The 17365-nt window shown below is 36.1% G+C and carries 12 protein-coding genes; 4 read left to right on the top strand and 8 right to left on the bottom strand.

The features are described from left to right. Positions 1-31 precede the first annotated feature (31 nt). The 7 genes from H592_RS0105090 to H592_RS0105060 form a co-directional block, all read right to left on the bottom strand. On the bottom strand, positions 32-2356 hold the full coding sequence (locus H592_RS0105090) for a putative bifunctional diguanylate cyclase/phosphodiesterase (protein ID WP_028867828.1): 2325 nt from the start codon (positions 2354-2356) through the stop codon (positions 32-34). Beyond that, on the bottom strand, positions 2353-3279 hold the full coding sequence (locus tag H592_RS0105085; RefSeq protein WP_028867827.1) for a transporter substrate-binding domain-containing protein: 927 nt from the start codon (positions 3277-3279) through the stop codon (positions 2353-2355). Before H592_RS0105085 ends, H592_RS0105090 begins: the two co-directional genes overlap by 4 nt. 473 nt (positions 3280-3752) lie before the next feature. After that, positions 3753-5144, bottom strand: coding sequence for an aminotransferase class V-fold PLP-dependent enzyme (locus H592_RS0105080; RefSeq protein ID WP_028867826.1), 1392 nt, complete (start codon positions 5142-5144; stop codon positions 3753-3755). 318 nt (positions 5145-5462) lie between these two features. After that, positions 5463-5936, bottom strand: coding sequence for a GreA/GreB family elongation factor (locus H592_RS0105075; RefSeq protein ID WP_028867825.1), 474 nt, complete (start codon positions 5934-5936; stop codon positions 5463-5465). Between the two features lie 93 nt (positions 5937-6029). After that, the gene (locus tag H592_RS0105070) at positions 6030-7820 is read right to left on the bottom strand and encodes an ABC transporter ATP-binding protein (RefSeq protein WP_245600366.1); all 1791 of its coding nucleotides are present in this window, start codon (positions 7818-7820) and stop codon (positions 6030-6032) included. Between the two features lie 63 nt (positions 7821-7883). Continuing rightward, the gene (locus tag H592_RS0105065) at positions 7884-10307 is read right to left on the bottom strand and encodes an HD domain-containing phosphohydrolase (RefSeq protein ID WP_028867823.1); all 2424 of its coding nucleotides are present in this window, start codon (positions 10305-10307) and stop codon (positions 7884-7886) included. A 321-nt stretch (positions 10308-10628) separates the two neighbouring features. Beyond that, positions 10629-11912: a cation:proton antiporter gene (locus tag H592_RS0105060; RefSeq protein WP_028867822.1), complete on the bottom strand. Its 1284-nt coding sequence runs from the start codon at positions 11910-11912 to the stop codon at positions 10629-10631. 1250 nt (positions 11913-13162) lie between these two features. On the opposite strand from H592_RS0105060, the gene H592_RS0105050 reads away from it, so the two are divergent. Together H592_RS0105050 and H592_RS23855 are read left to right on the top strand one after the other, a co-directional pair. Further along, complete coding sequence (locus H592_RS0105050) at positions 13163-13816, top strand: hypothetical protein (protein ID WP_028867821.1); 654 nt, start codon at positions 13163-13165, stop codon at positions 13814-13816. Between the two features lie 39 nt (positions 13817-13855). Then, complete coding sequence (locus tag H592_RS23855) at positions 13856-14023, top strand: hypothetical protein (protein WP_156916075.1); 168 nt, start codon at positions 13856-13858, stop codon at positions 14021-14023. A gap of 566 nt (positions 14024-14589) precedes the next feature. On the opposite strand, the gene H592_RS0105035 is transcribed toward H592_RS23855, so the two are convergent. Further along, complete coding sequence (locus H592_RS0105035) at positions 14590-15771, bottom strand: benzoate/H(+) symporter BenE family transporter (RefSeq protein ID WP_028867820.1); 1182 nt, start codon at positions 15769-15771, stop codon at positions 14590-14592. A gap of 70 nt (positions 15772-15841) precedes the next feature. Here H592_RS0105035 and H592_RS0105030 point away from each other — a divergent pair, with 70 nt between their 5' ends. Further along, positions 15842-16456 (top strand): helix-turn-helix domain-containing protein, encoded by a 615-nt coding sequence (locus H592_RS0105030; RefSeq protein WP_037070934.1) that lies wholly within the window; start codon positions 15842-15844, stop codon positions 16454-16456. Between the two features lie 90 nt (positions 16457-16546). Continuing rightward, on the top strand, positions 16547-17332 hold the full coding sequence (locus H592_RS0105025) for a hypothetical protein (RefSeq protein WP_028867818.1): 786 nt from the start codon (positions 16547-16549) through the stop codon (positions 17330-17332). Positions 17333-17365 lie beyond the last annotated feature (33 nt).

Genomic DNA, 17365 nt, shown 5'->3' with positions numbered 1-17365 from the left:
CTTGTTAGTTTCCTAGGTTCGCATCATAACCTTAACTTTCTGCACTAATTTGATCTCGTAATAAACGTTCAAACTTCTCCGCCGTCACTGGGGGACTAAAAAAATAGCCTTGCCCAAACTCACAGTCAAGACCTGTTAAGAATTGCATTTGCTTTTTATCTTCAATTCCTTCCGCAACGACTTTTAAGTTAAGCGCTTTAGCCATCGCAGTGATTGCTTTAACTAGTGACTGATCAGCCCTGTTATTGGTTAAGTTCATGATAAAAGCGCGATCAATTTTTAACTTAGTAAATGAAAATTTCTGCAAGTAACTCAGTGCGGAATAACCAGTGCCAAAATCATCAATACTCAGTTCGACCCCCATATTACGTAACGACTTCAGCATATCAAATAACTCGCCTTCTTGATTAATTAACAAACTTTCAGTTACTTCAACATCTAATTTTTCTGGTGGTAAACCGGTTGTTAATAAAATCTCCTGAATTTCTGCCAATAATGACTCACAATGTCTAAATTGTACGCTAGAAAAATTGATCGCAATTTGTAAGGGAGCAATTTTCTGCCATTCCGCTGCTTGGTGTGCTGCGGTATTTAAAGCAAAGCTACCTAACTGGTCAATTAAATCATTTTTTTCAGCCTGAGCAATAAACTCATCGGGTGGCACAAAACCCAGTTGACTATCTGTCCAGCGCATCAATGCTTCCGCCCCAATAATTTTTTTAGTGCTTAGGTCAATAAGCGGTTGATAGTACATTTCTAGGGTATTTTCTTTAAGTGCAGCGCGTAGACGAACGTTAATAGCTACCTTGCGGTTTACATCGTCATTCATCTTGGATTCAAAGAAGCTAAAGTTATTTCGCCCTGTCTCTTTTACTTTGTAAAGTGCCATATCAGCACTTTTTAATAAGTTTTCTGCATCTGTCGCATCATCAGGAAAAACTGCTAAGCCAATACTGGTAGAGGTATGGAAGAGATGTTTATTCATTTTAAAAGGTTGGTCAAATAAATGTAAGACTTTAACGGCTAGCTCTTTAGCTTGTTCTAAATCTTGTAACTCATCAATGATCACCATGAACTCATCACCACTTAAACGTGCAACGGTATCTGTTTTACGAAGAGCTAGTTTTAGTCGCTTACCCGTTTCCTGTAAAATGATATCGCCAGCGGCGTGGCCCAAAGTGTCGTTAACTTGTTTAAAATTGTCTAGATCAATATACATGATTAAGACTTTTTTACGGCTACGTTGGCAATTATTGACGGCATCATTTAATTTTTGCAGGCTATAACTTCTATTTGGTAAGCCTGTTAATGAATCATGTGTGGCTTGAAAGGCTAGCTTTTCTTCAGATAGTTTTCGTTTACTAACCTCTTTTTCTAACTGTAAATTATGTGTTGAAAGTACTGTCTGTTGTTTTGTTGAATGATGGATTTGTGCTCGTAGTCGGCTATTTTTACGCTCGATATAAAACAAATAATACAAGCTAGAAAACACTGGAATAGCCAATAAAGAGAGTAATAAAACAAACCATTTAGAGGTGAATAAGCTTTTATTATCAACACCCTCAACCCAAGCCTCTAGGGTGAAAGGCGTATTTTCTACTTTTTTATTTAAATGAAAAGAATGTAAATGATCATCATGATCATTATCTAGATCGAAATCTTCTGGATTATTTAAGGAATCCCAAATAAATATGCTACCGTATTCACTTAATAATCGAATATAACTGCCAGTGCCTTGGTATTGCTGCGCATCGAGCAATGCAATGATAGGTGATTGATTATATTCGCCAATCATCATTGCAATTGGCTTATTTTGGAAATACACAGTAGTAGATAAACGCAGACTTAACTGATTTTGATACTTATTAATTAATAATTTTTGATCAACAGACTTTAATGCTGATAGGTCTATATTGCCGCGATTGAATCCTGTTTGCTGTGCGGTGTCGGCGATAATTGTGCCATCTAATGCTAATAATGTAATACGTGAAAAGTAAGGCGGACGTTTATCCTGATTTGGTTCTATACGCTCTGCAAGTAATTGTTGAACATTAAATAAACTGGCTCTTAAACCATAAGTCATTGACATTCCTGAGTTTTTGTTCGCATAAAAGGTGCTGATTGTTTTGTTTCTTGCAATAAAACTGAGACTACGGTTTGAAAGTTCAAAATAGTTGCTTAATAAATTGGCATAATGTTGTATTTTTAAATGCAGTTCATTATGTTGCGATTCTTGTAATTTTTTTTGTCCAACGTTAGTTACAGTTAAAATTAATAACAAGTAACCTGCTAACATAACACTACCAAATAATAGGCTATTTTTACTGGTTAACCATTTGCGAAGAATCATACTCATTGATGTTTTATCTTGAAAAAGTCAGGGTAAAAATTAAAGACGGAAGGGTAATATTTCTTAACTAATTGGTTATATTCACCATTTTTTTTCATTTCCTGTAGGTATTGATTAAAGGCGTCACGTAATTGTGGAGAGTCTTTGCGAAAAGCGACAGCCATTCTTTGGTCGTCTGAAACCGGGCCAATTACTTTTATTTCACCGGGCCATTTTTGTAGTGCTATTAACGTATCTGGTACATCAAGTAATGTACTTTCTGCATCATTGTTGAGAATAGCGGGTACCATTTCATTCAGTTTTAACTCTGTAATAGGCAATATAATATTTGCCTCAGTGTCGTATAAATTATATAAATCAGGATCGAGGCAAGTTTGTTTCATTGCTAAAACATCATGATTCTTTATCAGTTTTTTAACGGCAAGAATATCTTGTTGAATTATACCTGTAGGGGTGATGGGAATTAAGTCTGATTCAGCTTTAGCCACTAACCATACCGCTGATGGGAAATAATCGATAGAAAAATCAACAACCTCAGATCTCCATGGTAAAATGGTTGCCCCATTAGCAATAACGTCACCCTCTATTCCATGGTCAATTTGACCTCTTTGTAATTGATTATTAATGTAACTTGCACTTTTTCCTGTGAGTAAGGTAAATGCATTCGACCAACTTGCTTCAAGAAATTCATATTCAAGACCTAAGTGTTGAGCAAAACCTTGCATTAATTCGGCATCTAGCCCGCCTACAACAGTTTCATCACCCTCAATATATAGTGTAATAAAATTCGCATAGGGTACGCCGATATGTCTTAACACTCCCTCAGCTTTAATCTGCTCAAGATCTCTAGCGGTACTGACGCTGCTATAAAAGTAAATTAGAAGAAACGCTATTAAACTACAAAGATATTTATGTTTTGTTAGGGTCATTAAATAGGCCTTATCGTGTAAAATTTTTTTATATCTAATATTAATGTTGAAAACTTACAGATTAAGCGCACTGGTTAAAATAAAAGGCTCGGAGCTAATGTTTTTAAAAACAGCACAACGGGTTATAACAATTTGTTTTGTCATTATTTATTTTTTCAGTGCCGTATGTGCTCGGTTAAGTTTTAAATGATGTATAACCAGTATAGACAGAAGTATTCAAACTTAAAGGTGAGATGTTGGAAGTATTAATTAATAATCATGCTCTCAAGCTGAGAAATACTGCATGTCTTTTTAGTTAAAAGCACTAAATCAACTAAAACAGTACTAGCTTGTGGTAGATCCGAAGGATATGTTCGCTGATAATTTATACTCGATGTTGATTGATAACGAAAATATGTAGTATAACCAAACCTCGCTACACCTCTCCAATTCACCAGGTATAAAAATCAGCAATCATTAACTTACTAGGAATATTAACTCATGCTGTATAGCACATGCTGCATCGCATTAATTAATCCATCTACGTCATTATGGTCATGGAATAGGTGAGTTGAAATTCTTAATGCATGGGTATCGACCGTATCACTTTGTTGTATTTTAAAATCAGTGGTACGAATAATGAACCCAGTTTGTTCGCGTAACCTATCTCTAAACTCAGTTAACGTTACTAAGTCGTTAACATCCTCAAAAGGATTAAAGCTGGTGATTGCACTAGCAAGTTGATCAATATCTGGTGAGTAGATAGCGGCACTTGGAAACGCTGTTTTTAATTGTTGTTTACAATATTTACTCAAAGATAATACGCGTGTTTCAATTGTATCTCGGCCAATTTCATCCCACATTTTACATGCATCGGTTAACGCTTGTTTGGCTGGATAGTTGTCATTGCCTATGTATTGTAGTTGTAGCTGTGTGCCTAAGTAATCTGCATGGCCTAATGATGAATTGATAAACCATAACGGGTTTTCGCAATCAGACCAGTACTGATCTAATCGTGTTGCACCATCTCGTACAAATAAGATACCCGTTGCACCTGGACCACATTGCCACTTATGCCCAGAGCCTGCATAAAAATCACAATCAATGTCATGAAAATCTAGATCCAGCATACCGATGCTATGTGCACCATCAATAAGTGTTGGAATTTGATTTGGAATGGCTACTTCTTGGCAGATTCGTTTTGCGGGTAAACGGGTACCAGTTTTGTAAGTGATATGCGAAAAAGTGATTAATCGTACTCTGCCTGCATATTGATTGGCTGCCAGTGCAAATAAATCAACAAACTGTTGCTCTGTAATACTATTATCACCAGTATCAACAGGAATATCTAAATAAATAACTTCCACACCATAACGTGCAGCAAGTACATGTAGTGGCGAATGTGCAGCAACATGCTCATGATGTGTAGTTAAGATCACGTCACCAGCTTCAAAATGTAAACCATTAAGAATGCTGCACATACCGTCAGTGGTATTTCGACTAAGTATAATTTCATTGGCATTTGCACCAAAGCCTGGTGCAATACTTGTTGTCATTTCTGTCACGTAGGGCCATGCACCAAATTTATTTTGCATATCCCACGGGTTTTTCGCCACGCTCAAATTATTTTCTTGGTAATTTTCTAATACACTTTTAGGCATAGAGCCGGTTGTGCCGATATTCATATAAGTTGTTTTTTTATCTAAAACAAATTCTTTTTGTACTTTTTTCCAACGCTTTTTATGATGATGATTGGGCTCAAATTTAAATCCTTTTGCACTTGCTTGAGTAGGCAATAAGCTGGCTGTGATACCGGCAGCGGCTATGCCTGTTGTGACTTTTAAAAAATGTCTTCTAGCGGGAGAAATCTTTTTAGTTTCAATCATTTTATGTCCTTTTTAAATGAAAGAATAAGAATAGTAGAGATTTTCAAAAAGTGATTAAATTTTAAAGAACATTTTTTATGCTTTAATTTTAAAGCTGAACGATTCATCGAAGGAGAGGTAAATTGAAGTGTGGGATAAGTCGAGGAATGTTGAGCGTAAACATTTAAAAGTATGTTGAGTTGGATAATTAGTCTAGCTTTACGCTATATCAGAGATCATCACTTTAACCATATATCTTAAAAATAAAAAGTAAGATCTCCTTTTACAACTTAAGCGCGAATATCTTAATTCAACATTTTCTCATCATGCATTAAAAGGTTAAATGATCTGTAATATTTCATAATGTTGTTTTTTATCTGCAATGGTGATGGCAACTTCATCGTCTAACTGTTGATTAAATAATGCTCGGCCCATTGGAGATTGAGGAGTAATAACCAACACGGTATGTTGATCCCATTTTAATTTCATACCGCCTGCAACGGGGCATATCAATAAATATTTAGTTTGTTTTTGCTCATCGACCAGCACTATTAAAGCGCCTATTTCACCAATGGTTGACTTACTGGTGGGTAAATTAATGCAGGCATCGAGATCCGCCTGGCATTGTATAACTCGTTGTGATTGCCCCTGTGCTAAATAGGCAGCTTCTATCGCTAATGTATCATATCTACTCTCGGCAATATTTTCTTCACTGGTGGCGGCTTCATGTGCTTGCTTTGCTGCTAACTTGGCATTATTTAAAAGCTGTTGTAGATGCTTCATTAACTGTTGGTGTAATTGTACTTTATTCATATTATTTTGCTGCCAGACTGACTGTAGGTTTGCTGATAGGGCGCATTATTAGTAACTACTTGTATAGGATCAAGTTGCAATTGAAATAACTGCTTAATGACTTTGCGCAGCCCCGTATAATGTTTGATATAAACCTTCTTCAACTAATAAATCTTGATGTGTCCCAGATTGGCTGACTTGTCCTTCTTCTAATACAAAAATAGTATCGGCTTGCTTGACGGCGGATAATCTGTGCGCAACGATCAAGGTTGTTCGGTTCACCAGAAAATCACTTAAAGCACAGTGTAATGCTGCTTCTGTTTGTGTATCTAATGCCGAGGTTGCTTCATCTAAAATCACTAATTGAGGATCTGTTAATACCATTCTTGCAATAGCAACACGTTGCCGTTGTCCCCCTGATAAACGTAATCCTTGTCGTCCTAGTGGGGTATCGAGACCCTTTGTAAGCTGAGTTTTAAGGTCACTTAGTTGTGCGATATCTAAAGCCTGCCATAGTTGTTGATCACTATAAGTTAGACCTAATGATAAATTGTGACGCAGCGTATCGTTAAATAATACAGGTTGTTGTAATACCACTGATATATTATCGCGAATGATATCGAAACCAATGTCACTGCTATCTTCTCCATTGAATAGAATGTGGCCGTTATTAGGTTGATAAACACCAATTAATAGCTGAATAAGTGTAGATTTTCCGCTTCCGCTTGCACCCACTAAGGCAATTTTTTTACCTGCAGGAATAGTTAAACTTAGGTTATTTAATATTTGTTGTTCGTTGTCATATGCAAAGTCAACATTTTCAATGATCACTTCTGTTGCCTGTTTTTTAAGGAAAGGGTTTACTTTGCTGACCGGTCGTTGATCCTCTTCAATGAGCATTAAAGTATTGATTCGTTTCAAAGCTGCTGCGGCGCTGAACCAAGAAAACTGTATATTGAGCAACTCTTGAACGGGGGAGAGCATAAACCAGAGATAGCCAAATACCGCGAACATTTGTCCAATGGTTAAATCACTAAACAATACCATTAACATCGCGACAGCCCGAAATAACTCGAAACCTAATAAAAACAGTAAAAATGAGAAACGACTTGCCGCTTCACTTTGCCATGCATATTTATCTGCACTATAGCGAATATTGTTCGCTTGCTGTTTTAGTTGATGTAAAAAATCTTTTTCACGATTAGAGGCTCGTAATTGATAAATGCCATCAAGCGTTTCAATTAAACGGTTTTGAAATGCTTCAAAAGTTTGATTTTCAAGTTTTTTCAAATGTTTAACTTGTGCGCCTAATTTTCGAGAGCAATAAACTACCAGTGGATTTATCAATAAGATAAAAAGCCCTAAACGCCAATCAATCCATAATAAAATAATTGCAGTGCCAATAACGGTTAATAAGCTGACAATAAAGCGACTTAATGTGCTGCCTAGAAATTTATCAATGGTTTCAATATCTGTGATTAAATGTGAGTTAATGCCGCCACTACCACGTGTTTCATATTGGCGAATGCTAATTCTTCCTATCTTATCTAATAATTGCTGTCGAATTTCACAAGTAATAGTTTTAGAGACGAGTGTAAATTGGCGGCTTTGCAAAATATTCAATAACTGGCTAATGGTGCGCATTACAATAACTGCAAAAAAAATAGCCATGATATAGCTTGCAGGTTGTTGCCAATTTGTAGGTAAAAATTGGTTCATTAAGGCAACACCAGAGGCGGGTTGTTTTAATAATATTTCATCTACCATTAGCGGCATTAATAGGGGGATAGGCACACTAATTAAGGTCGCTAAAATAGCAATTATGTTTGCGATAATAAGACGTTTTTTATGTTGTTTAGCTTGTTTTATTAACCAAGGCCAATCTATTGTAGATGTTATATTCACATTGATAACCCTACTAGTTTATGAGCAGAAATGTTCGTTGCATTGATCGCTATATTAACCGCTTTATTCATCAATATACTGCTCAATATTCACTGTATCAATCTGTTTTGTATCTAAAAATTTATTCGCATATTGCAAATAAATACCGCTGCTTAAAAATAGTTTAAAAATATCCATATCAACATCTTGTTGCAATGCCATGTTATATAAAATATCAATGGCAACACTGAGGGGTTTGGCTTTTTTATAAGGTCTGTCGGTTGTTGTTAACGCTTCAAAAATATCGGCAATCACTAAAATACGTTCAGGAATTGATAAATCCTTGGCGCTTAGCTGACGAGGATAACCAGTTCCTTTTAGATTTTCTGAGTGTGTGGAGGCGTAACGAGGTACATTAGCAAGCTCAGGCGGAAAATGAAGGCTGTCTAATATTTTAATTGTGCTGGCTACGTTTTGATTGATTTTAAATCTATCTTCCACGGTCAACGTACCGCAGCTAATGGATAAATTATATAACTCACCTAAATTATAAAGGTGCTCAGGAACTTGCATTTTTATTGCAAACTTGGGGTCAAATTCAAGTTGATTATCTCGCTTGATAATATGTTCGCTTTTATCGCTTAATAATTTTTCTGTCACTGGTAATTTTTGTTTTTTACCGGTTAAGTTAAGCTCTTCAATCAAGGATAAACCTAATCTATCATCAAAATAGCGTAACCAGGTTTGCTTCGCAATTTTTTGTAAGCGTAAAGTATCTTGCGGCACCATAAAGGTATCGCCAATATTTGCTTTAGCGATAAACTCAAAATCTCGCATTAATTGCAGTTGCTGTTTTATTAATGCTTCTTTGAGTGGCTTATTTTGTTCAGGGTGCGCTCTGCTTTGTTGATAATAAGTGATCTCTGCATCGCGCCATAACACTTCAAAGCGCATCCGTATTTCATGAATTCGATTATAATTTGCTTCTAATTTAGTGCCTTTATTAATGATATGTTCAGGTGTGGTTATCTTACCTAAGTCATGTAACCAAGCCGCTAGATTGAATTCTTGCTGTTGATCTTCATTTTCAAATTTAAAGTCTGTAAAGGGTGCTAAGTTAGAGGCTTGTGCCGCTTTTGCGAGCATTAAACCAAGCTCAGGTACTCGATTGCAATGCCCCGCTGTATAAGGTGATTTTTCATCAATGGCTTGTGCAATGAGCTTAATAAAAGACTCCATCAATTGCTTCTGCTCAGTTTGATAAGTTTCAATAGAGAGGCTCATCTCAAGCAGTGACCGATCTAAATTTTGTATTTCACTGATGTTGCTGGTACTTGCTGTTAATTGTTTAAAGCGACGCATTTTCACTTTTTCAATATTTTGCTGTAACGCATTCAATGAATTAATAATTGATGAAGAAAATAGCCATAGAAAGGGTAACAATAATAGTAAGCACAGTAGGCTTAGCAACAGAATCATTATTAGTTGCTGTGTGTTCTCAGCCATTAATTGCTGTTTAGGGATAACTAATGCTAAATATTTATTCAGACCATTTATGCTGTTGATAGGAGTTATATAAACATAATAGGGTTGTTGATTCAAAGTGATCAGTATAAGTTGATTAAACTGCTGTTTTTGTTGTATTAACGGTATTAATGCAGGGTAGGGAGCTGTAGGTAATTGATGGCCATTACTAAATGCTTTATTAGCCTGATTTGATGCTATTAATTGACCCGATTGGGTAACAATATAAGTTTCATGGAATAAGCTATTGAGCTTGTTTTTACTACTTTTTTGATCTTTTTGTAAAGTTTCAGACAAGGTATTTAAAGTGATGTTTATACCTAATACTATATTAGTTTCAGGCACCTTTATCGAGTAGGTTTGGCCAAAAGTATTAGCGTATGGGAAGAAGTAAGGTTTTGATTTTTTTACCGAGTTCATGATTGCATCCTGAAACCAAGGCTGCAGTGTTAAATCATAAGTAGTTTCTTCCTGATATTGCTTACGTAAATTAAAGGAATGATCAAAGTAATAAAATGTTCGAATACGTTGCTCTTGCTGTCCATTAATTGAAATTAAAAGCCACCTGTCTGACGCCACACTTTGTGATGCAGGATCGTTGTATGTCGTATTTAAATCAACGAGCTGCTGCATATTGCCATTATCAAAACCAAAAGAGATACTATGGTAACCAGAGTTGTTGTGCATTAACTTGGTCAGTATCTGTAGTGCTTGTGGTGTGATTTTTTTATTCTCAGTTAAGTGAGTGAAATTGGCTAATAGCAAACTGTCGCTGATTGCCTTTGCATTCTGTTGTTCAATGTATTTGCTGATCCTATTCGCTTCTGTTCGATATAACAGTTCGGTCGATTTTTGTAGGGTCGATTGGCTAAAGTAATATTGCAAAGCAAGTGTAATAGAGATCGCCAGTACAAATATAAAGATGGATACTTTAATGACGAGGGTACGGATAGAGCGCATCGGTTTTTGCGAAGCTTTAGACATAATTCATCCTGATTGTTAATACATAAGTCCATATTGTTAGACTGTTGGTTTATTTTATATTTTTGCTCTGATGTGTATTAATATCTATTAGAAGTTATTTAGTCGCTTGTAATATCAAGATGTTAATTGATATTTTGAGGATTTTTAAGACGTTTTAATGTTGCAGAGATCGGTAAAATAATGACTTGAACCATTGCAATCGGATTAACTAACCTATTTTAATGGTTAGCAGTCAAATACAGTTTGTTAACAAGACTAACAGGCTTATTTTTATTTGCCCGCTAGTCTTGTTTTATAGTCACTTTATTTCATTGTGATTAACTATCGTTGATGCGTATTTTGCCATTCTTTTGCTTTGTTAATTAATGGCACAATACTCGAGCCTTGTACAAGAATTGAAAATAATACAACACCGTATGTGATCACCAAAATAATCTCACGCACATCAATTTGTTTCTCTGGTAAAACCCAAACGCCAGCTGGAATAGCCATCGCCATAGCTAATGCTAATCCGCCCCGTAAACCACCCCAGGTTAAAATAATCACTGAATATGGGTTGTAACTACGAAATTGATTAAAACCTACATAACATAAACGAACGCTTAAATAACGCGCTAATAATACTAACGGGATAGTAATAAGCATGATGATCCAATCTTCACCATGGAAGCTAAATTCCAACATGCTTAAGCCAATTAACAAGAATAATATGCCGTTTAAAAATTCATCGACGAGTTCCCAAAAGTGATCGAGTTGTGCTTTACTCTCTTTAGAGAAACCATTTTTTCTAGTCCAATTGCCAATCATGATGCCAGCGACAACCATGGCGAGTGGACCCGATACTCCGATCATTTGGCCAAATACATATCCAGCAGTAGGGACACCAATTGTTAACAATAATTCCATAGCATGGTCATTAGTGGCACTAATTAAATAATGAAATAGTAAGCCAAGCGCAAAACCATACACAATACCGCCAATCGCCTCATGTAAAAACATCATTGAAACACTTTCTATGGATATTGGCTGACCAGAAAATGCAATACTAAATAAAGTAACAAAAATAACTAAACCAAAGCCGTCATTAAATAAAGACTCACCTTCAATTTGAGTCGATATACGTTGCGGTGCATCGAGTTTCTTTACAATAGCTAATACGGCAATCGGGTCCGTAGGTGAAATCAGCGAACCAAACAGTAGACAGTAAATAAGGTCAAAAGGAATACCGATTAATTGGCAAATAAAGTACAGAGTAAAGCCAATAAAGAAAGTTGAAAACAACGTTGCCCCTAAAGCTAAAGCAGTAATCTCCCATTTCTGGTCTTTTAAGCTTTCCAATTTAATACCCAAGCCGCCCGCAAATAGTAAAAAACCTAATAACCCATTTAATAGAAAGTGCTCAAAATCTAATTTTGCAAGTTGTGTAATGGCGGTATCTTGTAATTGTGTAAACCCATTTTTACCTGCGACTACGATTAGTAAAGAAAAAAGTAATGAACCCGCAGTAATTGCAATGGTAGTTTGCCATTTTCCTAATTTACTATTGATAAATGCAATTAACATTGCTGCGGCAGCGAGGAAGCATAAGGTGGCGTAAACAGACATAAAAATAACCTAGGGTAGAAATAAAGGCATAAATATAATGCGAATCAGTAGCAAATACTATGCTTAGTTTGTTATTTTATATTTTCAATAAATATCAGCATTAGAACTACCTATTGCTTGGTGTTTTTCATGATAGAGAGCGATTAGATTTTACCTTAAAATTTGCTATTTTTTGGTCTTCCAATAACGACTTTCTCTCTGATGAATTGATCTTTTTAACTAAAATTTAATCTGAAAAATCAATGCTTGCTAGAAAGCTAGCGCGCTAATGGAAGCGAATTTAATCTCGCTGTGAGTATGAATGTGACCGCTATCAAGATTATTGTCCCCTAGGTTTAAGGGTGATGATGCGGTTAATTTAGTTTTGTGCGAGATCGACCATTGTAGTCGTAATAGATCCTCACTTTGATTTGCTTATTTAATACATTTTCAAAATGCGTTTTCAAGTTAAGAGACTGATCTATATGTATATAATTATTTTTTATGTATATGTTTGATTAACTGTTGATGTTTAAGTTCTTTTTATCACTACGATGCGCAGTATTATCTATTCCGCAAACAAGGACGTAGATAGTTTACAGGATGTAGACTCGATACGGATAGCAGGATACAACAGGATGTTGTAACACGGTGAATAAGGATTATTTATCGTATCAGGATGATGAAAGGAAACTTCAAGGATTGGAGTGAGATAAAACGGATGTTTATCGTTATGGAAAAGCAAGGACGACATTACAGGATGTAATAGGGACACCTTCCAGGGAAAGGGAGCTGTTAATAAACAGGATGTTTATTAAATAAGGATGTATCAAGGATGAAACCAGTAGGATACTGGATTGATAAACCGGATGTTTATCGTATATGGATATAAGCAAGGAAGAAACCAAAGGATTTGGGAAGTGGACGCCTAGTATGGCAGTAGTCAAAGGGATGTATTGCATGGAGCAATTTCTATCACGGATTTGATAGTGTGACTAAAATTAGGGCAGCTTAGGCTGCCCTTTCCTGTTTTTAGATCCTGTCAAATAAACCCTGTTAATCTTTATATATCAGTAATTTACAAGCGCTAAAAAGCCTCTTTTTCTTCTTGTTAACTTTAACCTTTCATCGTGATTAACTTTATACTCATTCCTATTTTTAGATGATCCATGCATTGTTTGCCGCCTCTATTAGCTATTTCCTGAATCATTTTTTCCATTGATTAATAGCCATTCTAAACGTACTCTAAGTCATTTTTGAGAGATCTTAATATGAGCACTTTTGCCGCGGTAGAAATTCCTTTTAATTTTCGAAATACTTGTTGGTTTTGCGGCGAGCCAAGTGATAAAAAAATTAAGTTTCCTAAGCATGATTATGAAATTAATATTTTAGACCATCAGCCTCTCAGTCTGCCAAGTTGTAAAGAGTGTGCAAACATTGTTAAACGTTCGGCTTTCCCTTCCATTTACAGCTATCGCGATGCAATAAAACAAGCGCTTACTAGCAAACACCAAAAAGTATTAAGTATTGGGTCGAATTGGACAAAAAAAGAGCTTGAAGAGTCTGAATTAGAGGGAAGTGCGTTCGAAGGCTTTAAACGCAGTGCATGGCCAATGTTTGAAATGATGCAAGCTCGTATTAATTACCAAGGTTGGCCGCTGATCATTAATAACACGCCATTAGAAGTGAATAGTGATAACGATAGTTTTGAGTTTGACGGAGTTATTTATGTTTCATTAGATGATGCAGTAAATCATGCCGTTAAAACATTCTTTCTAGATGAAACATTATTCACACGAGTACTTAGTGTGTTAGGAAAAAATAAATTCAGCCAAGCCATTCGCTTGTGTCGGCTGTACCCCAACTTAACCGCTAAAACGCGAGAAGATGTATTTTTGGAAATATTAGATAGTATCGGCATTTGAATATCTTATTGTTCATTCAACTTAAAAGGTAATGCGCACATGAGTGATAAAAAGAAACCTACTGAAGAAGAGCTACAACAATGGTTAGAGGCTGTGCATTTGAGTAGTTGTTGCAGTGACCCATTAACTAACGATGATATCGATGAAAAAGACAAAACTGAATCGAAAGCCTGTTCATTAGATAAAAAGAAAAATGACTGCCCGTGATGGTAAGCAAGTAGAAGAAATATTGTTAAGTGATTGCTTAATAAGTAATGACTTAGCAAGCAATTATTCATTAATTGATTATTTTAATAAAATAGATCTTTATTTAACTCAGTTTATGCAATATTGGCAATACAATTTTGTTTGTTTTGAGTGAATACCTCACCTTCAATGGCACTACAGAGCTCACTGAGTTGTTACAAAGTCTTGATGACGGCCAATTAGCTGCTTACCAAAAATAACTACTCTACTGTACTCGCACTCCTGAGTTATTGAATTTAGAAGCTAGTTTGTTTGAATTAAACAAGCTAAGCGATCATTTTGATGACGATATTCCATGTTGGTTTAAGCAAGGCATTAAAGGTAAAAATTGGACGCAGGTAGATTGCTTTCCTAACATTATAAAATGCTCATTACCGATTTTGGAGAGGTGTGCGGGAAAAGGTCATTTAGGGCTACTAATTCACCATAAAACAGGAGCAAAAGTAAGTTTTGTGACACCAAAATTACGCCACGTAATTTACTGATCCAAGCATCACGTAAATAACCCAATGCCGTTCAATAGCTGATCATGCTCGTCTAATTTTATTCATTAATAATACTAACATTCCACCCAATAGCCCCCAAATAACCGAACTTAAACCCCACAATGAAATAGGGGATGCGGTGATTAATAACGTAAAAGTGGCGGCTTCATTAATGTATTTGTGCTCGCTATTGATACTTTGTTGCAAGCTATGTGTGATGGTGCCAAATAAAGCGATGCCAGCTAAAGCAAGGATCAGTGAGTTCGGCAATAATGCAAACCACGCCATAATATAAGCTGCAAATAAGCCTAACACTATATAAAAAATACCAGCCCAGAAGCTTGCCCAATAGCGTTTTTGTGGATCTTGATTAACTTCTTCAACCATACATAGTGAAGCACTAATTGCTGCTAAGTTAAGCGCATAGCCACCAAAAGGAGCGGCAATGATATTAATTAATCCGCTAATAGACAAAATAGATTTGAGCGGAGGTCGATATCCAAAACTATGTAACATTGCAATGCCTGGTAAATTTTGAGCCGCCGTTGTAACAATAAATAATGGCAAACTAATAGCAACCACTACTGACCATGAAAAATCAGGTTGAATAAATTGCCATTCACTCCACTGCCATTCAATGGTTTTATTTTCAATAAGCTGCAATTGCCAGGCGAGAATAATGGCAACCAAGGTGACGATTAGCAGTGTCCACTGAGGTACAAAGCGCTTAGCTAATAGATAACTAAACAACATGGCAATAATCAAGTTCGGCTGTAAGTTGATTTGCTCAAAAACTGCAAAACCAAAAGACAGTAAAATACCGGCCAACATAGCGGAAGCTAGTTGTGAGGGTAACCATTTAAACAATTTATCTAAAGGAACCAATAACGGGAAAAGACAGAGCAAAACAGCACTAACGATAAAGCCTGCAATAGCTTGATTAAGTGTAAACCCTTGTACATTAGCAATTAACAAGGCCGCTCCAGGTGTCGACCAAGCAATTAAAATAGGAGCTCGGTAATGCCATGATAGGAGCATACTCAAGCTCCCCATACTGACACCAAGTGCTAAAAACCAGCTCGCGACTAAGTTAGCATCTCCCCCTAAATTAATCACCGATTGATATATCAATGCCACTGAGCTAGAAAACCCAACAATCACGGCCATTAAACCTGCACTCATCGCTGCAATTATTGTATTGATGGGTTGCCAAACTATTTTCATAATATACCCTGTGCGTTATAACGTATTAATCTTCAAGTTAACATTGACCGTTATAACGCACAAGGAAAATATGTCGAACATAATTAATAAAACAGTAGCTGCACAATTAAAAAAAATTCGTGCAGAAAAAGCGTGGAGCTTAGAAAAAACAAGCCAAGTCTGCGGAGTCTCTAAAGCGATGTTAGGACAAATTGAGCGAGGAGAATCTAGCCCAACAGTGGCTAAACTATGGAAGATCGCAACAGGGTTTTCTTTGCCATTATCTTACTTCTTGCAACAGGAAAGCTTAGTCGCTGTTAACCATGATATTGATGCACAAGACAGTTATGAGTATATCGGAAATGCTAAGCAATTAAATAAGCCTATTAATACATTGGTTGAAAACTTTACCCAAGATAAAAGTATTAGTATTAATACTGTATTTACTTATGATATGGATACTGGAATAGAAGTTTTTGAATTAACTTTTGCTGTCGGTCACCAACAACAATCTGCCCCACATCAGCTAGGTGTTATCGAACACATTATTGTGACAACCGGTACCATGCAGTATTTTGTGGATCAGAAATGGACAACATTGAAAGTCGGTGATAAAGCGAAGTTTTGTGCGGATAAAGTACATATATATCGTAATATTGGTGATATTCCGCTGCGTTTTCTTAATATTATTCATTATCCTAAGTGACTTAGTGTTAAATTTATAATCGGTGTTGACAGGTTTTTCAATATCAAAAATGGGTTGTCTATTTTGTAAAAAATCAGGAATTAATTGGCAATGAATATAGTAAAACAATTATTGATTATTTGTATCGGGCTAAGTATGTGCATCGTTGTGCAGGCTGACCAAGCGCAACGCGTGAGCCAAAAAGAAGCAACGCTAGCGTTACAGTTTTTAAAAGACGAGAATATTCATCTTATTAAAAAGTTCTGTAAACCCTGTGGTGACCAATTACCGCAGAACGTGTTGATCGACACAGTAGCAATACAGGATGCGCATTATAAAGGTTTATGGGAATTAGTGGTTAATGGCCAAGCCATTGATCTTGCTTATTATTATTTGCCAACACAAGACCGTTGGAAAAATTTTGCAAGGGTTGTCGATATTTATGTCGATGATATGCCAAAATATTTAGAAAGCAGTGAACAGCAGCTAAAAACTGAGGGTGCTGAAGGTTGGTACATTGATAAAGAGAGAAAGATAATCAGTAATAAAGAGCTAACAGTCGGTTCGCTTATGGCGTTGTTAGGTCGAGGGCAGCATAAGAAGCTCAGTGTCTTTTTTCAAGCTACGGATAAGCTAGCTTGCGAAGATGAATCGTTAAAAGATAATAAAAGTTTTCCGATGTACCTTAATGGGACCTTGGTAAAGTTCAAACAACAGTGTAACGGTGATGTATTAACTTTTTTTGCAGAGACTGAAGCGGGTAACGATTTTGTGCTAGAACAGTTTATCCAAGAGTCTGAAATAAAGTTAAGCCCTTATGCTACACAGGATGCTTTTGTTTTTACTAATAAAGGTTTCGAAAAGTTATATAAACGCGCGCTTTTAATCGCACGATAAAGATCAACAGACCCTAATACTCTATGAATTTGC

Source organism: Psychromonas arctica DSM 14288 (assembly GCF_000482725.1).
Classification (GTDB): Bacteria; Pseudomonadota; Gammaproteobacteria; order Enterobacterales; family Psychromonadaceae; genus Psychromonas; species Psychromonas arctica.
Note: the sequence above shows the minus strand (reverse complement) of the source record. Positions and strands in the feature narration are given on the sequence as shown.